The following is a 13,552-nucleotide window of genomic DNA, read 5'->3' as shown; positions in this document are numbered from 1 at the left end:
CACTATGCTGAAGAATGCGTGGACTATATCTGATTGCAGGAAAAGGTACAAAAACTACATATCGAGCGCCAGGTGTATTCCCTGGGTTTTGGTGTCTATACCGCGAAGGCAAAGCCAGTAAGGCGATGCGGCTATTCAAAGATGCGGCGATGCAACAAGAGTCGTCATTGCGATCATGTAGTTTTTCTACTAACATTGCGACGTCGACTGTTTCGACATCCCCGCGATACCTGCCTGGCATAGTGCGCCTACGCCTCACGCCAGCGACGAAGGAGCTCCGATGGTTTCCCCGCATTCGCAATTGTTGAAGGTCACGCAACGCGTGGTCGAGCGCAGCAAGCCCACTCGCGAGGCGTATCTGGCCCGCATCGAACACGCTCAGGGCAAATTCCCGGCGCGCGGCGCGCTCTCGTGCGCCAACCTGGCTCACGGGTTTGCAGGTCTCGAAGGCCACGACAAGCTCGTCATCAAGCAGATCCGCCAGCCGAACATCGGCATCGTGTCGTCGTACAACGAAATGCTGTCGGCGCACGCGCCGTACAAAAACTACCCGGACATCATCAAGGGAGCCGCGCGAGAAAACGGCGGCGTCGCGCAATTCGCCGGCGGCGTACCGGCCATGTGCGACGGCGTCACGCAAGGCAACGCGGGCATGGAACTGTCGCTGTTCTCGCGCGAAGTCATCGCGATGAGCACCGCAGTCGCCCTCACGCACAATATGTTCGACGCCGCGCTGTGCCTCGGCATCTGCGACAAGATCGTGCCCGGTTTGCTGATCGGCGCGCTGCAATTTGGCCATTTACCGACGATCTTCGTGCCGGCCGGCCCGATGGGCAGCGGTCTGTCGAACGACGACAAAGCCAAGACCCGCCAACTGTTCGCCACTGGTCAATGTGGCCGCGATGCGCTGCTCGAAGCAGAAGCCGCCGCGTATCACAGCCAGGGCACCTGCACGTTCTACGGCACGGCCAACAGCAACCAGATGCTGATGGAAGTGATGGGCCTGCATCTGCCGAGTTCCGCGTTCGTGCATCCGCATACGCCGCTGCGCGATGCGTTGACCGCCCAAGCCGCGCGCCGTGTGCTCGACTTGACGGTGGATCGCGGCAACTACATGCCAATCGGCCACGTGGTTGATGAAAAAGCGATTGTCAACGGTATTGTCGCGTTGCTCGCGACGGGCGGCTCGACCAATCACACGCTGCACCTCGTCGCGATTGCACGGGCGGCCGGCATCGTGATCGATTGGGACGACTTCGACACGCTGTCGCAAGCCGTACCGCTCCTCGCGAAGATTTACCCGAACGGCAAGGCCGACGTGAATCACTTCCACGCTGCGGGCGGCGTCGCGTTCCTGGTCCGCAATCTGCTCGAAGGCGGCTTGCTGCATGAAGACGTGAACACCGTCGCGGGCAAGGGTCTGCATCACTACACGGAAGAGCCGAAGCTGCTCGACGGCAAGCTGCAATGGGTGCCGGGCGCGGAAAAGAGCGAAGACACGGCGGTGCTGCGCGGCATCAAAGAGCCGTTCCAGCCGGACGGCGGCTTGCGTCTGATGCAAGGCAAACTCGGCCGCGGTGTGATCAAGATTTCGGCCGTCGCAGCGCAGCATCGCAAGGTGAAGGCGCCGGCGATCGTGTTCGATTCGCAGGAAGCGGTGCAGGAAGCATTCGACAACGGCGAGTTGAAGCGCGATTTCATTGCAGTGGTGCGGTTCCAGGGCGCACGCGCAAACGGCATGCCTGAACTGCATCGTTTGACGCCGTTGCTCGGTGTGTTGCAGGATCAAGGTTTCCACGTTGCACTGGTCACCGACGGACGCATGTCCGGCGCGTCGGGCAAGGTGCCGGCGGTGATTCACCTGTCACCGGAAGCGTTGTTGCAAGGCCCGATCGGCAAGGTTCGCACTGGCGACATGCTGGTGATCGATGCGGACGCCGGCGTACTCGACGTCGAAATCGATGCAGCCGAATGGGCGGCGCGGGCGGAAGCGTTGCCGCGGCATCAGGCGGAAAACGAAGTCGGCTTCGGCCGTGAACTGTTCGGCGTGTTCCGTGCGGCGGCCGCGCCCGCAGAGCAGGGCGCCTCGGTGTTCGGTCCGATGGTGGGCGTGCACGCGGTACAACACGGTGAGCGGGCCAAAGCGCACGCCGAAAAACACACAAGCACCACTCAAGCCAGCGAAACGCTGCAGAAACAAGGAGTCTGACTATGACGGCGAAAACAGTAAGCGACATCGTGCGCCTCGGCCCGGTGATTCCGGTGCTCGCGTTCGACTCGGTCGAGCAAGGTGAAAACGTGTCGCGCGCACTGCACGCGGGTGGCGTGAAGGTGCTGGAAATCACGCTGCGCACCGCAGCAGGTCTGGCAGCGATCGAACGCGCGAGCCAGCTGGCCGAGGACATCGTGGTCGGCGTCGGCACGATCACGAAGCCGGAGCACTGTGCTCAGGCGAAGAAAGCGGGCGCGCAGTTCGGCGTCTCGCCGGGTCTGACGAAAGACATGCACAAGGCCGCGCAAGACGCCGGCTTGCCGCTGCTGCCCGGCGTGATGACGCCGACCGACATCATCACGGCGCTGGAACTCGGCTACGAAATCGTCAAGTTCTTCCCGGCGCAGCAAGCCGGCGGTATCCCGATGCTGCAGGCGTTTTACGGTCCGTTCCCGACGCTGAAATTCTGCCCAACCGGCGGCATCACGGCTGAAAGCGCCATCAATTTCCTCGCGCAACCGAACGTCGTGTGCGTGGGCGGATCGTGGCTCACGCCGAAAGCCGCACTCGCGGCGCAAAACTGGGACGAAGTCACGCGCCTAGCGCGTGCCGCCAGCGAACTGGTCCCGTCTGCTCACTAAGCCGCATCGGCGCACGATACGATAGTCCGCTAGCCAGGTCCTACGCAAAGGAGCCTTGTCGAAACAGCCTGCCAGGCTGTCACGGCGAGGCTCCTTTTCGATTGTGCGCCGGATTCGCGCGCGTTTAGAGACAACAAACAGTAAAATTCAGCGTCCGCGCGGCTTGCCGGGTTTTCATGCACCGCTCCAGGTCGCCGTGAGACAGGTGCCAGCCGTGTTCCGCACCGACAATCAATAACGCAAAGGAGGCGCTTCATGGAAGCTGTCCACGGCAGCACGCTGCTGGTCTTCGCGGTGATCGCCATCGCACTTCTGATCCTGCTGATCACGCGCTACAAGGTTTATCCGTTCCTCGTCCTGATCATCGTCTCACTGCTGCTGGGTCTCGCGTCCGGCATGCCGATCGGCACCATCGTCAAATCGTTCGAAACCGGCAACGGCAATACGCTTGGCCACATTGCGATCGTGGTCGGTCTCGGCACCATGCTCGGCAAAATGATGGCCGAATCTGGCGGCGCGGAGCGCATCGCCACCACGCTGATCGAGTGGTTCGGTGAGAAGAACATTCACTGGGCGATGATGGTCGTGGCGATCATCGTCGGTTTGCCGGTGTTTTTTGAAGTCGGCTTCGTGCTGCTGATTCCGATCGCGTTCAACGTCGCCAAACGCACCAACAAGTCGCTGCTGCTGGTCGGCTTGCCGATGGTCGCGGGCTTGTCCGTCGTGCACGGTCTGATTCCGCCGCACCCGGCCGCGATGCTCGCGGTGCAGGCGTATCACGCTGACATCGGCAAGACGATTGCGTACGGTCTGATGGTGGGTGTGCCGACGGCGATCGTGGCCGGTCCGCTGTTCGCGCTGCTGATCAGCCGCTACATCAAGCTGCCGAACAACAACCCGCTCGCCGCGCAATTCCTCGGCCACGGTGACGACGCGCAAAATAACGTGAAGAGCGCGGCGCCGAAGCGCGAACTGCCGAGCTTCGGTGTCACGTTGTTTACGGTCCTGCTGCCGGTGATCCTGATGCTGATCGGTAGCTGGGCCGACCTCGTCTCCACGCCGAAGACCTTGCCGAACGATCTGCTCCATTTCGTCGGCAATTCGGACGTCGCGCTGTTGATCGCCGTGCTGGTCAGCTTCTGGACCTTCGGTGCGAGCCGCGGCTTCAATCGTGAGCAGATCCAGAAGTTCTGTGGCGAATGTCTTGCACCGATCGCGGGCATCACGCTGATCGTCGGCGCCGGCGGTGGTTTTGGGCGCGTGCTGATGGATAGCGGCATTTCGAAGGAAATCGTCACCGTAGCGATGGCCATGCACCTGTCGCCGCTGCTGTTCGGCTGGCTGGTGGCCGCGCTGATTCGCCTGGCCACGGGTTCGGCGACGGTCGCGATGACCACCGCTTGCGGCATCGTCGCGCCGATCACAGTCGCCAGCGGCGTGCAGGTCACGCCGGAATTGCTGGTGCTCGCCACCGGTTCGGGGTCTCTGATTTTCTCGCACGTGAACGACGGCGGTTTCTGGCTGATCAAGGAATACTTCGGTATGACGGTGGGGCAGACCTTCAAGACATGGTCGCTCCTCGAAACTATCATTTCACTGATGGGCTTGGGTTTGACTTTCGCGCTCGCGACGGTCGTGTAAGGAGTTTTTGATGATTCTGATCGCAATGGGCGTGTCGGGCGCCGGCAAAACGAGGATTGGCGAAATGCTGGCAGAACGCCTGCACTGCGCGTTCACCGACGGCGACGCGTTTCACAGCGCCGCCAACAAGGAGAAAATGCACCACGGCATTCCGCTCACCGACGAAGACCGTTGGCCATGGTTGCAAACTATCCGTGCGGCGATCGAAGAGAAGCAGAGGGCGGGCGAGAAGGCGGTGTTCACGTGTTCATCGCTGAAGCGTTCGTACCGCGATGTGCTGCGCGGCGGTAGCAACGGTGATAAGGACGTGTGCTTCGTCTATCTGAAGGGTTCGTTCGAGGTGCTGCGCGGGCGGTTGACCACGCGTACCGGTCACTTCTTCGATCCGTCGCTGTTGCAAAGCCAGCTCGATACGCTCGAGGAGCCGGGCCCGGACGAGGCGATCACAGTGAGTATCGAATTGTCGCCGGAGGAGATTGTCGACGAGGTATTGGTACAGATGACCGCGCGGTGAGGCTCTAAGGCACACACTGCATATCGACGACCCGGCCGCGTAAGTGGCCGGGTCGTTTCAATTTGGGCGCGGTTTGCGCATGTGCGCCGAAGTTTCGGTCAGGAATCTGTGCGCTTTAGGATGCATCCGATTCTTTTGTTTTCCGCGCTTTGGTCCAATCGCAGTCTCTCTGGCGGATCGAAACTCAAAGGCGGCGAACATGATGCATATCGAGGGCGACAGGCTCGACCCGGTCGGACGCGTTTCAATCTGCAAGATTTGCCGGAGCACGGCACCGCTTTGCGGGGTGGTCGATTTCAACAAGAACTGCGAGGAACGCCGCGGACATTTCTTGCCGCTTGCCGCGATCCCCATTTACTACCACCGCTGCGATGACTGCGGACTGGTGTTCACGCATGCGTTCGATCGGTGGAGCAAGAGCGCGTTTGCGAAGCACATTTACAACGCGGCTTATGCGGATGTCGATCCCGACTATATCGAGGCCCGTCCGGCGGCCAATGTGGCGACGATCGCGAATTTCATCGCGAAAGGCGACGGGCTCAAGTGTCTGGACTACGGAGGCGGAAATGGCCTCATGGCGGAGTTGTTGCGCGAACGTGGCGTGGATGCCCACAGTTGGGATCCGATGGGACAAGGGGGCGCCGAACCTGCGTCTGACTCATTCGATCTGGTGACGGCCTTCGAAGTGCTGGAACATACACCCGAGCCGCGCGAGACGGTCGCAAGTGCACTCAGCATGCTCAGGCCATACGGTGTGATGCTGTTTTCGACATTGACGATCGACTCTCTGCCGCCGCGCGCGATGGACCATTGGTACATCGCACCGCGTAACGGACACATCACGATCCACTCATCCCGCTCATTGGACGCGCTCTTCGAGCCGTTCGGCTATCGAGTGCATCACTTCGACCAGAATATCCACCTGGCCTTGCGCGAAGTGCCGGACTTGTTGTCGTAGCATCCCTGCGGCGCGCAAATGAAAAACGCCGTTCAGGGTTCAACTGAACGGCGTTGACTGCGCGGGCGGTTGTCGCGCGGCAGTGTGCAGTTGCGTGCTGCCTTAAGCGATCCGCTTCGCCAGTTCGACCGCCTTGCCGATATACGAACCCGGCGTCATGGCGAGCAAACGATCCTTCGCATCTTGCGGAATCGCCAGACCGGTAACGAACGTTTGCAGCGCTTCGCGCGTGATGCCCTTGCCGCGCGTCAGTTCCTTCAACTGCTCGTACGGGTTCTCGATGCCGTAGCGGCGCATCACCGTTTGCACCGGCTCGGCCAGCACTTCCCAGCAGTTGTCGAGGTCTTCGTTCAGACGCTGCGCATTCACTTCGAGCTTGTCCAGACCGCGGATCAGCGAGTCGTACGCAAGCAGCGAGTAGCCGAACGCGACGCCCATATTGCGCAGCACCGTTGAGTCGGTCAGGTCACGCTGCCAGCGCGAAATCGGCAGCTTGTCGGCGAGGTGGCGCAGCGTGGCGTTGGCCAAGCCCAGGTTGCCTTCCGAATTTTCGAAGTCGATCGGATTGACTTTGTGCGGCATCGTCGACGAACCGATTTCGCCGGCCTTCGTGCGTTGCTTGAAGTAACCGACCGAGATGTAGCCCCACACGTCGCGATCCAGATCCAGCAGGATCGTGTTGGCGCGTGACACGGCGTCGAACAGTTCGGCCATGTAGTCGTGCGGTTCGATCTGGATCGTGTACGGATTGAACGTGAGCTTCAGGCGCTGTTCGACCACTTCGCGCGAGAACGCTTCCCAGTCGAATTCCGGATACGCCGACATGTGCGCATTGAAGTTGCCGACCGCGCCGTTCATCTTGCCCAGCAGTTCGACCTTCGCGATACGGTCGATCGCGCGTTCCAGACGCGCGGCGACGTTGGCGATTTCCTTGCCGAGCGTGGTCGGGCTGGCCGGCTGGCCGTGCGTGCGCGACAGCATCGGCTGTTCGGCTTGTGCATGAGCCAGCGCAACGAGGCGCTGATGCACCGAGCGCAGCGCCGGCAGAATCACGTGTTCACGGGCGCCGGCGAGCATCAGGCCGTGCGACGTATTGTTGATGTCTTCCGACGTGCAGGCGAAGTGGATGAACTCGCTTGCGCGTTCCAGTTCTTCCTGACCCTTCACGGATTCCTTCAGCCAATACTCGACCGCTTTCACGTCGTGATTCGTCACACGTTCGATGTCCTTGATGCGCGCGGCGTCGTGCGCGGTGAAACGCTCGGCCAGTTGCAGCAGGAATTGTTCGGCGGCTTCGGAAAAGCGCGGCACTTCGGCGAAACCGGCGTGCGAGAGCGCGATCAGCCAGTGGATCTCAACTGTCACGCGATTGCGCATGAAAGCGGCTTCCGAGAGCCACTCGCGCAGGGCTTCGGTCTTCGAGGCGTAACGGCCGTCGAGCGGGGAGAGCGCGTTCAGCGCGAACAGGGTGTCGGGGCGGGTGTCGGACATGATGGGGGCGCGAGTTGTGGCGGATTGGGGCGTTGAGCGCTCGGGGGCGCTCAGTGACCAGTTCGGGAACGGAGGGAACCGCGAATTTTACCACTCAACCCGGCGGCGGCACCCCGCGCCGCTAGAATGCTGACTTCCTCCCTCCCGCTGGCAGCAGGCTCCGCATGGAACTGAAATGGCTCGAAGACTTCGTTTCGCTCGCGGAAACGCGTAGTTTCAGCCGCTCGGCCGAATTGCGTCATGTCACGCAGCCGGCGTTTTCGCGGCGGATTCAGGCACTGGAAGCGTGGCTGGGCACGGAACTGATCGATCGTTCGGTTTACCCGACGCGGCTGACGGCGGCAGGCCAGGTGTTCTACGAGCAGGCGCTCGCCATGCTGTCGCAGTTCCACGAGGCGCGTGCCCTGCTGCGCGGGCACACGGCGACGCCGCAGGCGACCATCGAGTTCGCAGTGCCGCACACGCTGTCGCTGACGTACTTCCCGCGCTGGCTGCAGCGCATCGAAGCGCAGATGGGCCCGATCCACACCCGGCTGCGGGCGTTGAACGTGCACGATGCGGCTTTGGCGCTGGTGGAAGGCGGCTGCGATCTGATGATGGCCTATCACCATCCGAGCCATCCCATCGCGCTCGATCCGGCGCGCTATGACATGCTCACGCTCGGCAACGAGCCGATCAGCCCGTTCTCGGCGCCGGGCCGCGCCGGGCGTCCCCGGCACACGCTGCCGGGCACGGCCGAAGCGCCTACGCCCTATCTGACCTACACGCCGAACGCGTACCTCGGCCGCATGACCGAAGTGATCCTCGCTAATGCGCCGGAGCGCCTGTATCTCGACCGCCTGTACGAAACCGACATGGCCGAGGGACTCAAAGCGATGGCGCTGGCCGGCCACGGCATCGCCTTCCTGCCTTACAGCGCGGTGGAGGAGGCGGTCGCTGACGGCAAACTGATCCGCCTCGATCGCGCAACGCGTGGGACGCCCGAGGGGCAGCTCACGCTGACCATGGAGATCCGCCTCTATCGCGACAAGCTGGCCGCGAAAGGCGACGATGCGCGGCAGATACTCGTGCGGCAGTTGTGGGACGTGGTGTCGGAGGAGTTGGCGCAAGGCGCGGGCGCGGCCTGAAAACCTGCGTCCCCACGACGCGAATTTGCAGCTTCTTAACGGTCATGCAAAAAAAACATAATCGGATAAGGAAACGGCATTGGATTTCAAAACGGCGTTTTTCGACAATGCTGTCACTCGATCAACGCCGGAGCGTTCATGTCATCCCAGCAACAAGCAGCACAATCCGCATCAACGTTGCAGTCGGTTCCTTCCTACCTGAATAAAGACGACCTCGGCCCGTGGGGCAACTACCTGCGTCAGGTCGACCGCGTCGCGCCGTACCTCGGCTCGCTGTCCCGCTGGCTCGAAACCCTGAAGCGCCCGAAGCGCATTCTGATCGTCGATGTGCCTATCGAACTCGATAACGGCACGGTCGCGCACTTCGAAGGCTATCGCGTGCAGCACAACGTGTCGCGCGGTCCGGGTAAGGGTGGCGTGCGTTATCACCAGGACGTGACGCTGTCGGAAGTGATGGCGCTTTCGGCGTGGATGTCGGTGAAGAATGCTGCTGTGAACGTGCCGTACGGCGGCGCAAAGGGCGGTATTCGTGTCGACCCGCGCACGCTGTCGCGTGGCGAGCTGGAGCGCGTGACGCGCCGCTACACCAGCGAAATCGGCATCATCATCGGACCGAATACCGACATCCCCGCGCCGGACGTGAACACGAACGAGCAGATCATGGCGTGGATGATGGACACGTACTCCATGAACCAGGGCCAAACGGCCACGGGCGTGGTGACGGGCAAGCCGATCGCGCTGGGTGGTTCGCTGGGCCGCCGTGAAGCGACGGGCCGTGGCGTGTTCGTGGTGGCTTCCGAAGCTGCACGCCGCATTGGCGTCGACATCGAAGGCGCGCGTATTGCCGTGCAGGGCTTCGGTAACGTGGGCGGCATCGCAGCGCGCCTGTTCCAGGAAGCGGGCTCGAAGCTGGTCGCGGTGCAGGATCACACCGGCACGGTGCACAAGTCGACTGGTATCGATGCTGTCGCGCTGGCGGATTACGTGGCGAAGAATGGCGGCGTGGGTGGCTTCCCGGAAGCCGACGCAATCGCGAACGACGACTTCTGGACGGTCGAATCCGACATCCTGATTCCGGCCGCGCTGGAAAATCAGATCACCGAAAAGAACGCCGGCAAGATCAAGACGAAGATCGTCGTGGAAGGCGCCAACGGCCCGACCACCACGGCAGCGGACGACATTCTGCACGACCGTGGCATCCTCGTGATTCCGGACGTCGTGGCCAACGCTGGTGGCGTGACGGTGTCGTACTTCGAATGGGTCCAGGACTTCTCGAGCTTCTTCTGGACGGAAGACGAGATCAACCAGCGTCTCGAGCGCGTGATGCGTGAAGCCTTTGCCGCAGTGTGGCAAGTGTCGAGCGAACAGAAGGTGTCCGTGCGGACCGCGGCGTTTATCGTCGCGTGTAAGCGGATCCTGGAAGCGCGCGAATTGCGCGGCCTGTACCCCTGATCTGATTGCGTGAAACGGCGGGGCCGCTACCTCGCGGACCGCTAAAAACTTGCTCCAACGCCGTTCACAAGACGGCGTGCATCACCCGGCGGGCGGCATCGTATCGATGCCGCCCGTCTTCGCATGTCCGAAAGATTGACCAACCGTCCAGGAAGCGCCATTTAGAACGACAATGCGGGTAGCGGCGCGCGCACCGGAGGAAGTCCCCCGGCCCGAAAGACGTCCCGTTGGGGGATTGGCGGACACGCAACAAACATGGTTTATAGCGATACTTTCAGAATAATTACTTTGCTAAACTGGCGCCGGTTCTTGCCAAGGAGATCACACATGAAGATTAAAAAAGCTGCGCTGCTGCTCGCGACTCTCGGACTGTTTACGGTTGGCGCGCATGCGCAAGACGCCGGTACGCTGAAAAAGATCAAGGACACGGGCGTCATTTCGCTGGGTCATCGCGAATCGTCGATCCCGTTTTCGTATTACGACGACAAGCAGAATGTCATCGGCTACTCGCAGGAATTCGCGCTGAAGGTGGTGGAGGCGGTTAAGCAGAAGCTGAACATGCCTAACCTGAAGGTCAAGCTGACGCCGGTCACGTCGCAAAACCGTATTCCGCTGGTGCAGAACGGCACCGTCGACATGGAATGCGGCTCGACCACGAATAACGCCGAGCGCCAGCAACAAGCTGCGTTCTCGAACACGATCTTCGTGATCGGCACGCGCCTGATGACCAAGAAAGACTCCGGCATCAAGGACTTCGCGGACCTGAAGGGCAAGACGGTCGTCACGACCGCCGGCACAACCTCCGAGCGCCTGCTTCGTAAGATGAACCAGGAAAAGAGCATGGGCATGAACATCATCAGCGCGAAAGACCACGGCGAGTCGTTCCTGACGCTCTCCACCGGCCGCGCTGCTGCGTTCATGATGGACGACGCGCTGCTGGCAGGCGAGCGCGCCAAGTCGAACAACCCGGGCGACTTCGTTATCGTCGGCACGCCGCAATCGCATGAAGCGTACGGCTGCATGATTCGCAAGAACGATCCGGAATTCAAGAAGGTGGTCGACGACGCGATTGCGAAGGTCGAGACCTCGGGCGAAGCCGATCAGATCTACAAGAAGTGGTTCGAATCGCCGATTCCGCCGAAGGGCCTGAACCTGAACTTCCCGGAAAGCGATGACATGAAGGCGCTCTACAAGAGCCCGAATGACAAGGCAATCGATTAAACCTTAGCTGTTTTTTTGAAACGCTGAACGAGACGGAAGGGGCCGCGCGCTTCTTCCGTTTCTTTTTGCTGGAGTCTTGGTCATGTCATATCACTGGAACTGGGGCATTCTGCTGAGTCCGGTCTCCACCGGCGAGCCGACTACCTATCTGGGCTGGCTGATGTCCGGCTTCTGGGTGACGATTACCGTGTCGCTGTCGGCATGGGTGATCGCGCTGATCGTCGGTTCGTTGTTCGGTGTGCTGCGCACGGTGCCGAACAAATGGGCGTCGGGTATCGGCACGCTCTATGTCGCGATCTTCCGCAACATCCCACTGATCGTGCAGTTCTTCATCTGGTATCTGGTGATACCGGAGTTGCTGCCCGTGTCGATGGGGAACTGGTACAAGCAACTACCGCCGAGCGCGCAGTTTTTCTCGTCGTCGATCATCTGTCTCGGGCTCTTCACTGCCGCGCGCGTGTGCGAGCAGGTGCGCTCGGGCATCAACGCGTTGCCGCGCGGCCAGCGCGCCGCGGGTCTGGCCATGGGTTTCACGCAATGGCAGACATATCGCTACGTGCTGCTGCCGGTTGCGTACCGGATCATCGTGCCGCCGCTCACGTCCGAGTTTCTGAATATCTTCAAGAATTCGGCAGTGGCATCGACGATCGGTCTGCTGGATCTGTCCGCCCAGGCGCGCCAACTGGTCGATTACACGTCGCAGACGTATGAGTCGTTCATCGCGGTCACGCTGGCGTATGTGCTGATCAATCTGGTCGTGATGCAACTGATGCGCTGGGTCGAACACAAGACCCGGTTGCCCGGCTATATCGGAGGTAAGTGATGCATCATTTCGACTGGAGCGGTATTCCGGGCGCACTGCCTACGCTGTGGACCGGCGCGATCATCACCATCAAGATCACGCTGATTGCGATCGTGATCGGCATCATCTGGGGCACCATTCTCGCGATCATGCGGCTCTCACCATTCAAGCCGTTCGAATGGTTCGCGAAGGCTTATGTCACGATCTTCCGTTCGATCCCGCTGGTGATGGTGTTGCTGTGGTTCTTCCTGATCGTGCCGCAGGTGCTGCAAAACGTGCTGGGCTTGTCACCGGATATCGACATTCGTCTCGCGTCGGCGATGGTCGCTTTCTCGCTCTTCGAGGCTGCGTACTATTCGGAGATTATCCGTGCCGGTATTCAGGCGGTGCCGCGCGGGCAGGTCAATGCCGCGTTTGCGCTCGGCATGAGCTACCCGCAGGCGATGCGTCTCATCGTGCTGCCGCAGGCGTTCCGCGCGATGGTGCCGCTGCTGCTTACGCAGGGTATCGTGCTGTTTCAGGATACGTCGCTCGTCTACGTGATCAGCCTCGCCGACTTCTTCCGCACCGCCACGAATATTGGCGACCGTGACGGTACGAATGTCGAGATGGTACTGTTCGCGGGCGCGTGTTATTTCGTGATCTGCGTGATCGCGTCGAGCCTCGTCAAAGGTCTTCAGAAAAAGGTCGCAAGATGATCTCTATCAAGAATGTTTCGAAGTGGTACGGCCACTTTCAAGTGCTGACCGACTGCACGACGGAAGTCAAAAAAGGTGAAGTGGTGGTGGTGTGCGGGCCGTCGGGCTCGGGCAAGTCCACGCTGATCAAAACCGTCAACGGCCTCGAGCCGTTCCAGAAGGGCGAGATCGTCATCAACGGCCAATCGCTGACCGACAAGAAAACCAATCTGTCGAAGCTGCGTGCCAAGGTCGGCATGGTGTTCCAGCACTTTGAGCTGTTCCCGCATCTGTCGATCGTGCAGAACCTGACGCTTGCGCAGATCAAGGTGCTGGGCCGCTCGAAGGACGAAGCCACCACCAAGGGCTACAAGCTCCTCGACCGCGTCGGTCTGCGTGCGCATGCGGATAAGTTTCCGGGGCAATTGTCGGGCGGTCAGCAGCAGCGTGTGGCGATTGCGCGCGCGCTGTCGATGGACCCGATCGCGATGCTGTTCGACGAACCGACCTCGGCGCTCGATCCGGAAATGATCAACGAAGTGCTCGACGTGATGGTCGAACTCGCGCAGGAAGGTATGACGATGATGTGCGTCACGCACGAAATGGGCTTTGCCAAGAAGGTCGCGCACCGCGTGATCTTCATGGATAAGGGCTTGATCGTCGAAGACGACCGCAAGGAAGACTTCTTCGCGAATCCGAAGTCGGATCGCGCGAAGGATTTTCTGGCGAAGATCCTGCACTAAGGGTGTCGCCTGGCCGCGCTGGCTGGTTGGCGTGGCCCATGCAGAAAACCTGGCCTGAAAAACAAAACCCCTC

General features: G+C 60.9%; 12 protein-coding genes. 11 read left to right on the top strand and 1 reads right to left on the bottom strand.

What is annotated here, in order from left to right:
* The first annotated feature begins 280 nt into the window (after window positions 1–280).
* The 5 genes from edd (at window position 281) to GNZ12_RS01615 (ending at window position 5,966) form a co-directional block, all read left to right on the top strand.
* On the top strand, window positions 281–2,209 hold the full coding sequence (gene edd / locus GNZ12_RS01635) for a phosphogluconate dehydratase (protein ID WP_172308701.1): 1,929 nt from the start codon (window positions 281–283) through the stop codon (window positions 2,207–2,209).
* Window positions 2,210–2,211: 2 nt separating this feature from the next.
* Complete coding sequence (eda, locus tag GNZ12_RS01630; RefSeq protein WP_121108664.1) at window positions 2,212–2,853, top strand: bifunctional 4-hydroxy-2-oxoglutarate aldolase/2-dehydro-3-deoxy-phosphogluconate aldolase; 642 nt, start codon at window positions 2,212–2,214, stop codon at window positions 2,851–2,853.
* A 255-nt stretch (window positions 2,854–3,108) separates the two neighbouring features.
* Window positions 3,109–4,494 carry a GntT/GntP/DsdX family permease gene (locus tag GNZ12_RS01625; protein ID WP_172308700.1) on the top strand — a complete coding sequence of 462 codons (1,386 nt, stop codon included), beginning with the start codon at window positions 3,109–3,111 and terminating at the stop codon, window positions 4,492–4,494.
* Between the two features lie 10 nt (window positions 4,495–4,504).
* On the top strand, window positions 4,505–5,008 hold the full coding sequence (locus GNZ12_RS01620) for a gluconokinase (protein WP_172308699.1): 504 nt from the start codon (window positions 4,505–4,507) through the stop codon (window positions 5,006–5,008).
* Window positions 5,009–5,207: 199 nt separating this feature from the next.
* Window positions 5,208–5,966: a class I SAM-dependent methyltransferase gene (locus GNZ12_RS01615; RefSeq protein ID WP_172308698.1), complete on the top strand. Its 759-nt coding sequence runs from the start codon at window positions 5,208–5,210 to the stop codon at window positions 5,964–5,966.
* 102 nt (window positions 5,967–6,068) lie between these two features.
* Here GNZ12_RS01615 and purB read toward each other — a convergent pair whose 3' ends face one another.
* Window positions 6,069–7,457: an adenylosuccinate lyase gene (gene purB / locus GNZ12_RS01610; RefSeq protein ID WP_172308697.1), complete on the bottom strand. Its 1,389-nt coding sequence runs from the start codon at window positions 7,455–7,457 to the stop codon at window positions 6,069–6,071.
* A gap of 164 nt (window positions 7,458–7,621) precedes the next feature.
* Between purB and GNZ12_RS01605 the strand changes: the two genes are divergently transcribed.
* The 6 genes from GNZ12_RS01605 to GNZ12_RS01580 all read left to right on the top strand — a co-directional run bounded on the left by GNZ12_RS01605 (window position 7,622) and on the right by GNZ12_RS01580 (window position 13,479).
* Window positions 7,622–8,584, top strand: coding sequence for a LysR family transcriptional regulator (locus GNZ12_RS01605; protein ID WP_121108660.1), 963 nt, complete (start codon window positions 7,622–7,624; stop codon window positions 8,582–8,584).
* A gap of 138 nt (window positions 8,585–8,722) precedes the next feature.
* Entirely contained in the window at window positions 8,723–10,036 is a 1,314-nt protein-coding gene (locus GNZ12_RS01600; protein WP_172308696.1) for a Glu/Leu/Phe/Val family dehydrogenase, read from the top strand.
* Between the two features lie 327 nt (window positions 10,037–10,363).
* Window positions 10,364–11,257 (top strand): glutamate/aspartate ABC transporter substrate-binding protein, encoded by an 894-nt coding sequence (locus GNZ12_RS01595; RefSeq protein ID WP_172308695.1) that lies wholly within the window; start codon window positions 10,364–10,366, stop codon window positions 11,255–11,257.
* A gap of 82 nt (window positions 11,258–11,339) precedes the next feature.
* Window positions 11,340–12,080 carry an amino acid ABC transporter permease gene (locus GNZ12_RS01590; RefSeq protein WP_172308694.1) on the top strand — a complete coding sequence of 247 codons (741 nt, stop codon included), beginning with the start codon at window positions 11,340–11,342 and terminating at the stop codon, window positions 12,078–12,080.
* Window positions 12,080–12,757 carry a glutamate/aspartate ABC transporter permease GltK gene (gene gltK / locus GNZ12_RS01585; protein WP_172308693.1) on the top strand — a complete coding sequence of 226 codons (678 nt, stop codon included), beginning with the start codon at window positions 12,080–12,082 and terminating at the stop codon, window positions 12,755–12,757. Before GNZ12_RS01590 ends, gltK begins: the two co-directional genes overlap by 1 nt.
* Window positions 12,754–13,479 carry an amino acid ABC transporter ATP-binding protein gene (locus tag GNZ12_RS01580; RefSeq protein ID WP_172308692.1) on the top strand — a complete coding sequence of 242 codons (726 nt, stop codon included), beginning with the start codon at window positions 12,754–12,756 and terminating at the stop codon, window positions 13,477–13,479. Before gltK ends, GNZ12_RS01580 begins: the two co-directional genes overlap by 4 nt.
* Window positions 13,480–13,552: the final 73 nt, after the last annotated feature.

The sequence above is a fragment of the Paraburkholderia solitsugae genome, from assembly GCF_013177695.1.
In the GTDB taxonomy this organism is placed as follows: domain Bacteria; phylum Pseudomonadota; class Gammaproteobacteria; order Burkholderiales; family Burkholderiaceae; genus Paraburkholderia; species Paraburkholderia solitsugae.
Note: the sequence above shows the minus strand (reverse complement) of the source record. Positions and strands in the feature narration are given on the sequence as shown.

Coding starts and splice junctions, on each gene's coding strand:
- edd (WP_172308701.1), top strand. CDS start 281: ATGGTTTCCCCGCATTCGCAATTGTTGAAGGTCACGCAACGCGTGGTC.
- gltK (WP_172308693.1), top strand. CDS start 12,080: ATGCATCATTTCGACTGGAGCGGTATTCCGGGCGCACTGCCTACGCTG.
- eda (WP_121108664.1), top strand. CDS start 2,212: ATGACGGCGAAAACAGTAAGCGACATCGTGCGCCTCGGCCCGGTGATT.
- GNZ12_RS01580 (WP_172308692.1), top strand. CDS start 12,754: ATGATCTCTATCAAGAATGTTTCGAAGTGGTACGGCCACTTTCAAGTG.
- GNZ12_RS01625 (WP_172308700.1), top strand. CDS start 3,109: ATGGAAGCTGTCCACGGCAGCACGCTGCTGGTCTTCGCGGTGATCGCC.
- GNZ12_RS01615 (WP_172308698.1), top strand. CDS start 5,208: ATGATGCATATCGAGGGCGACAGGCTCGACCCGGTCGGACGCGTTTCA.
- GNZ12_RS01605 (WP_121108660.1), top strand. CDS start 7,622: ATGGAACTGAAATGGCTCGAAGACTTCGTTTCGCTCGCGGAAACGCGT.
- GNZ12_RS01595 (WP_172308695.1), top strand. CDS start 10,364: ATGAAGATTAAAAAAGCTGCGCTGCTGCTCGCGACTCTCGGACTGTTT.
- GNZ12_RS01590 (WP_172308694.1), top strand. CDS start 11,340: ATGTCATATCACTGGAACTGGGGCATTCTGCTGAGTCCGGTCTCCACC.
- GNZ12_RS01600 (WP_172308696.1), top strand. CDS start 8,723: ATGTCATCCCAGCAACAAGCAGCACAATCCGCATCAACGTTGCAGTCG.
- GNZ12_RS01620 (WP_172308699.1), top strand. CDS start 4,505: ATGATTCTGATCGCAATGGGCGTGTCGGGCGCCGGCAAAACGAGGATT.
- purB (WP_172308697.1), bottom strand. CDS start 7,457: ATGTCCGACACCCGCCCCGACACCCTGTTCGCGCTGAACGCGCTCTCC.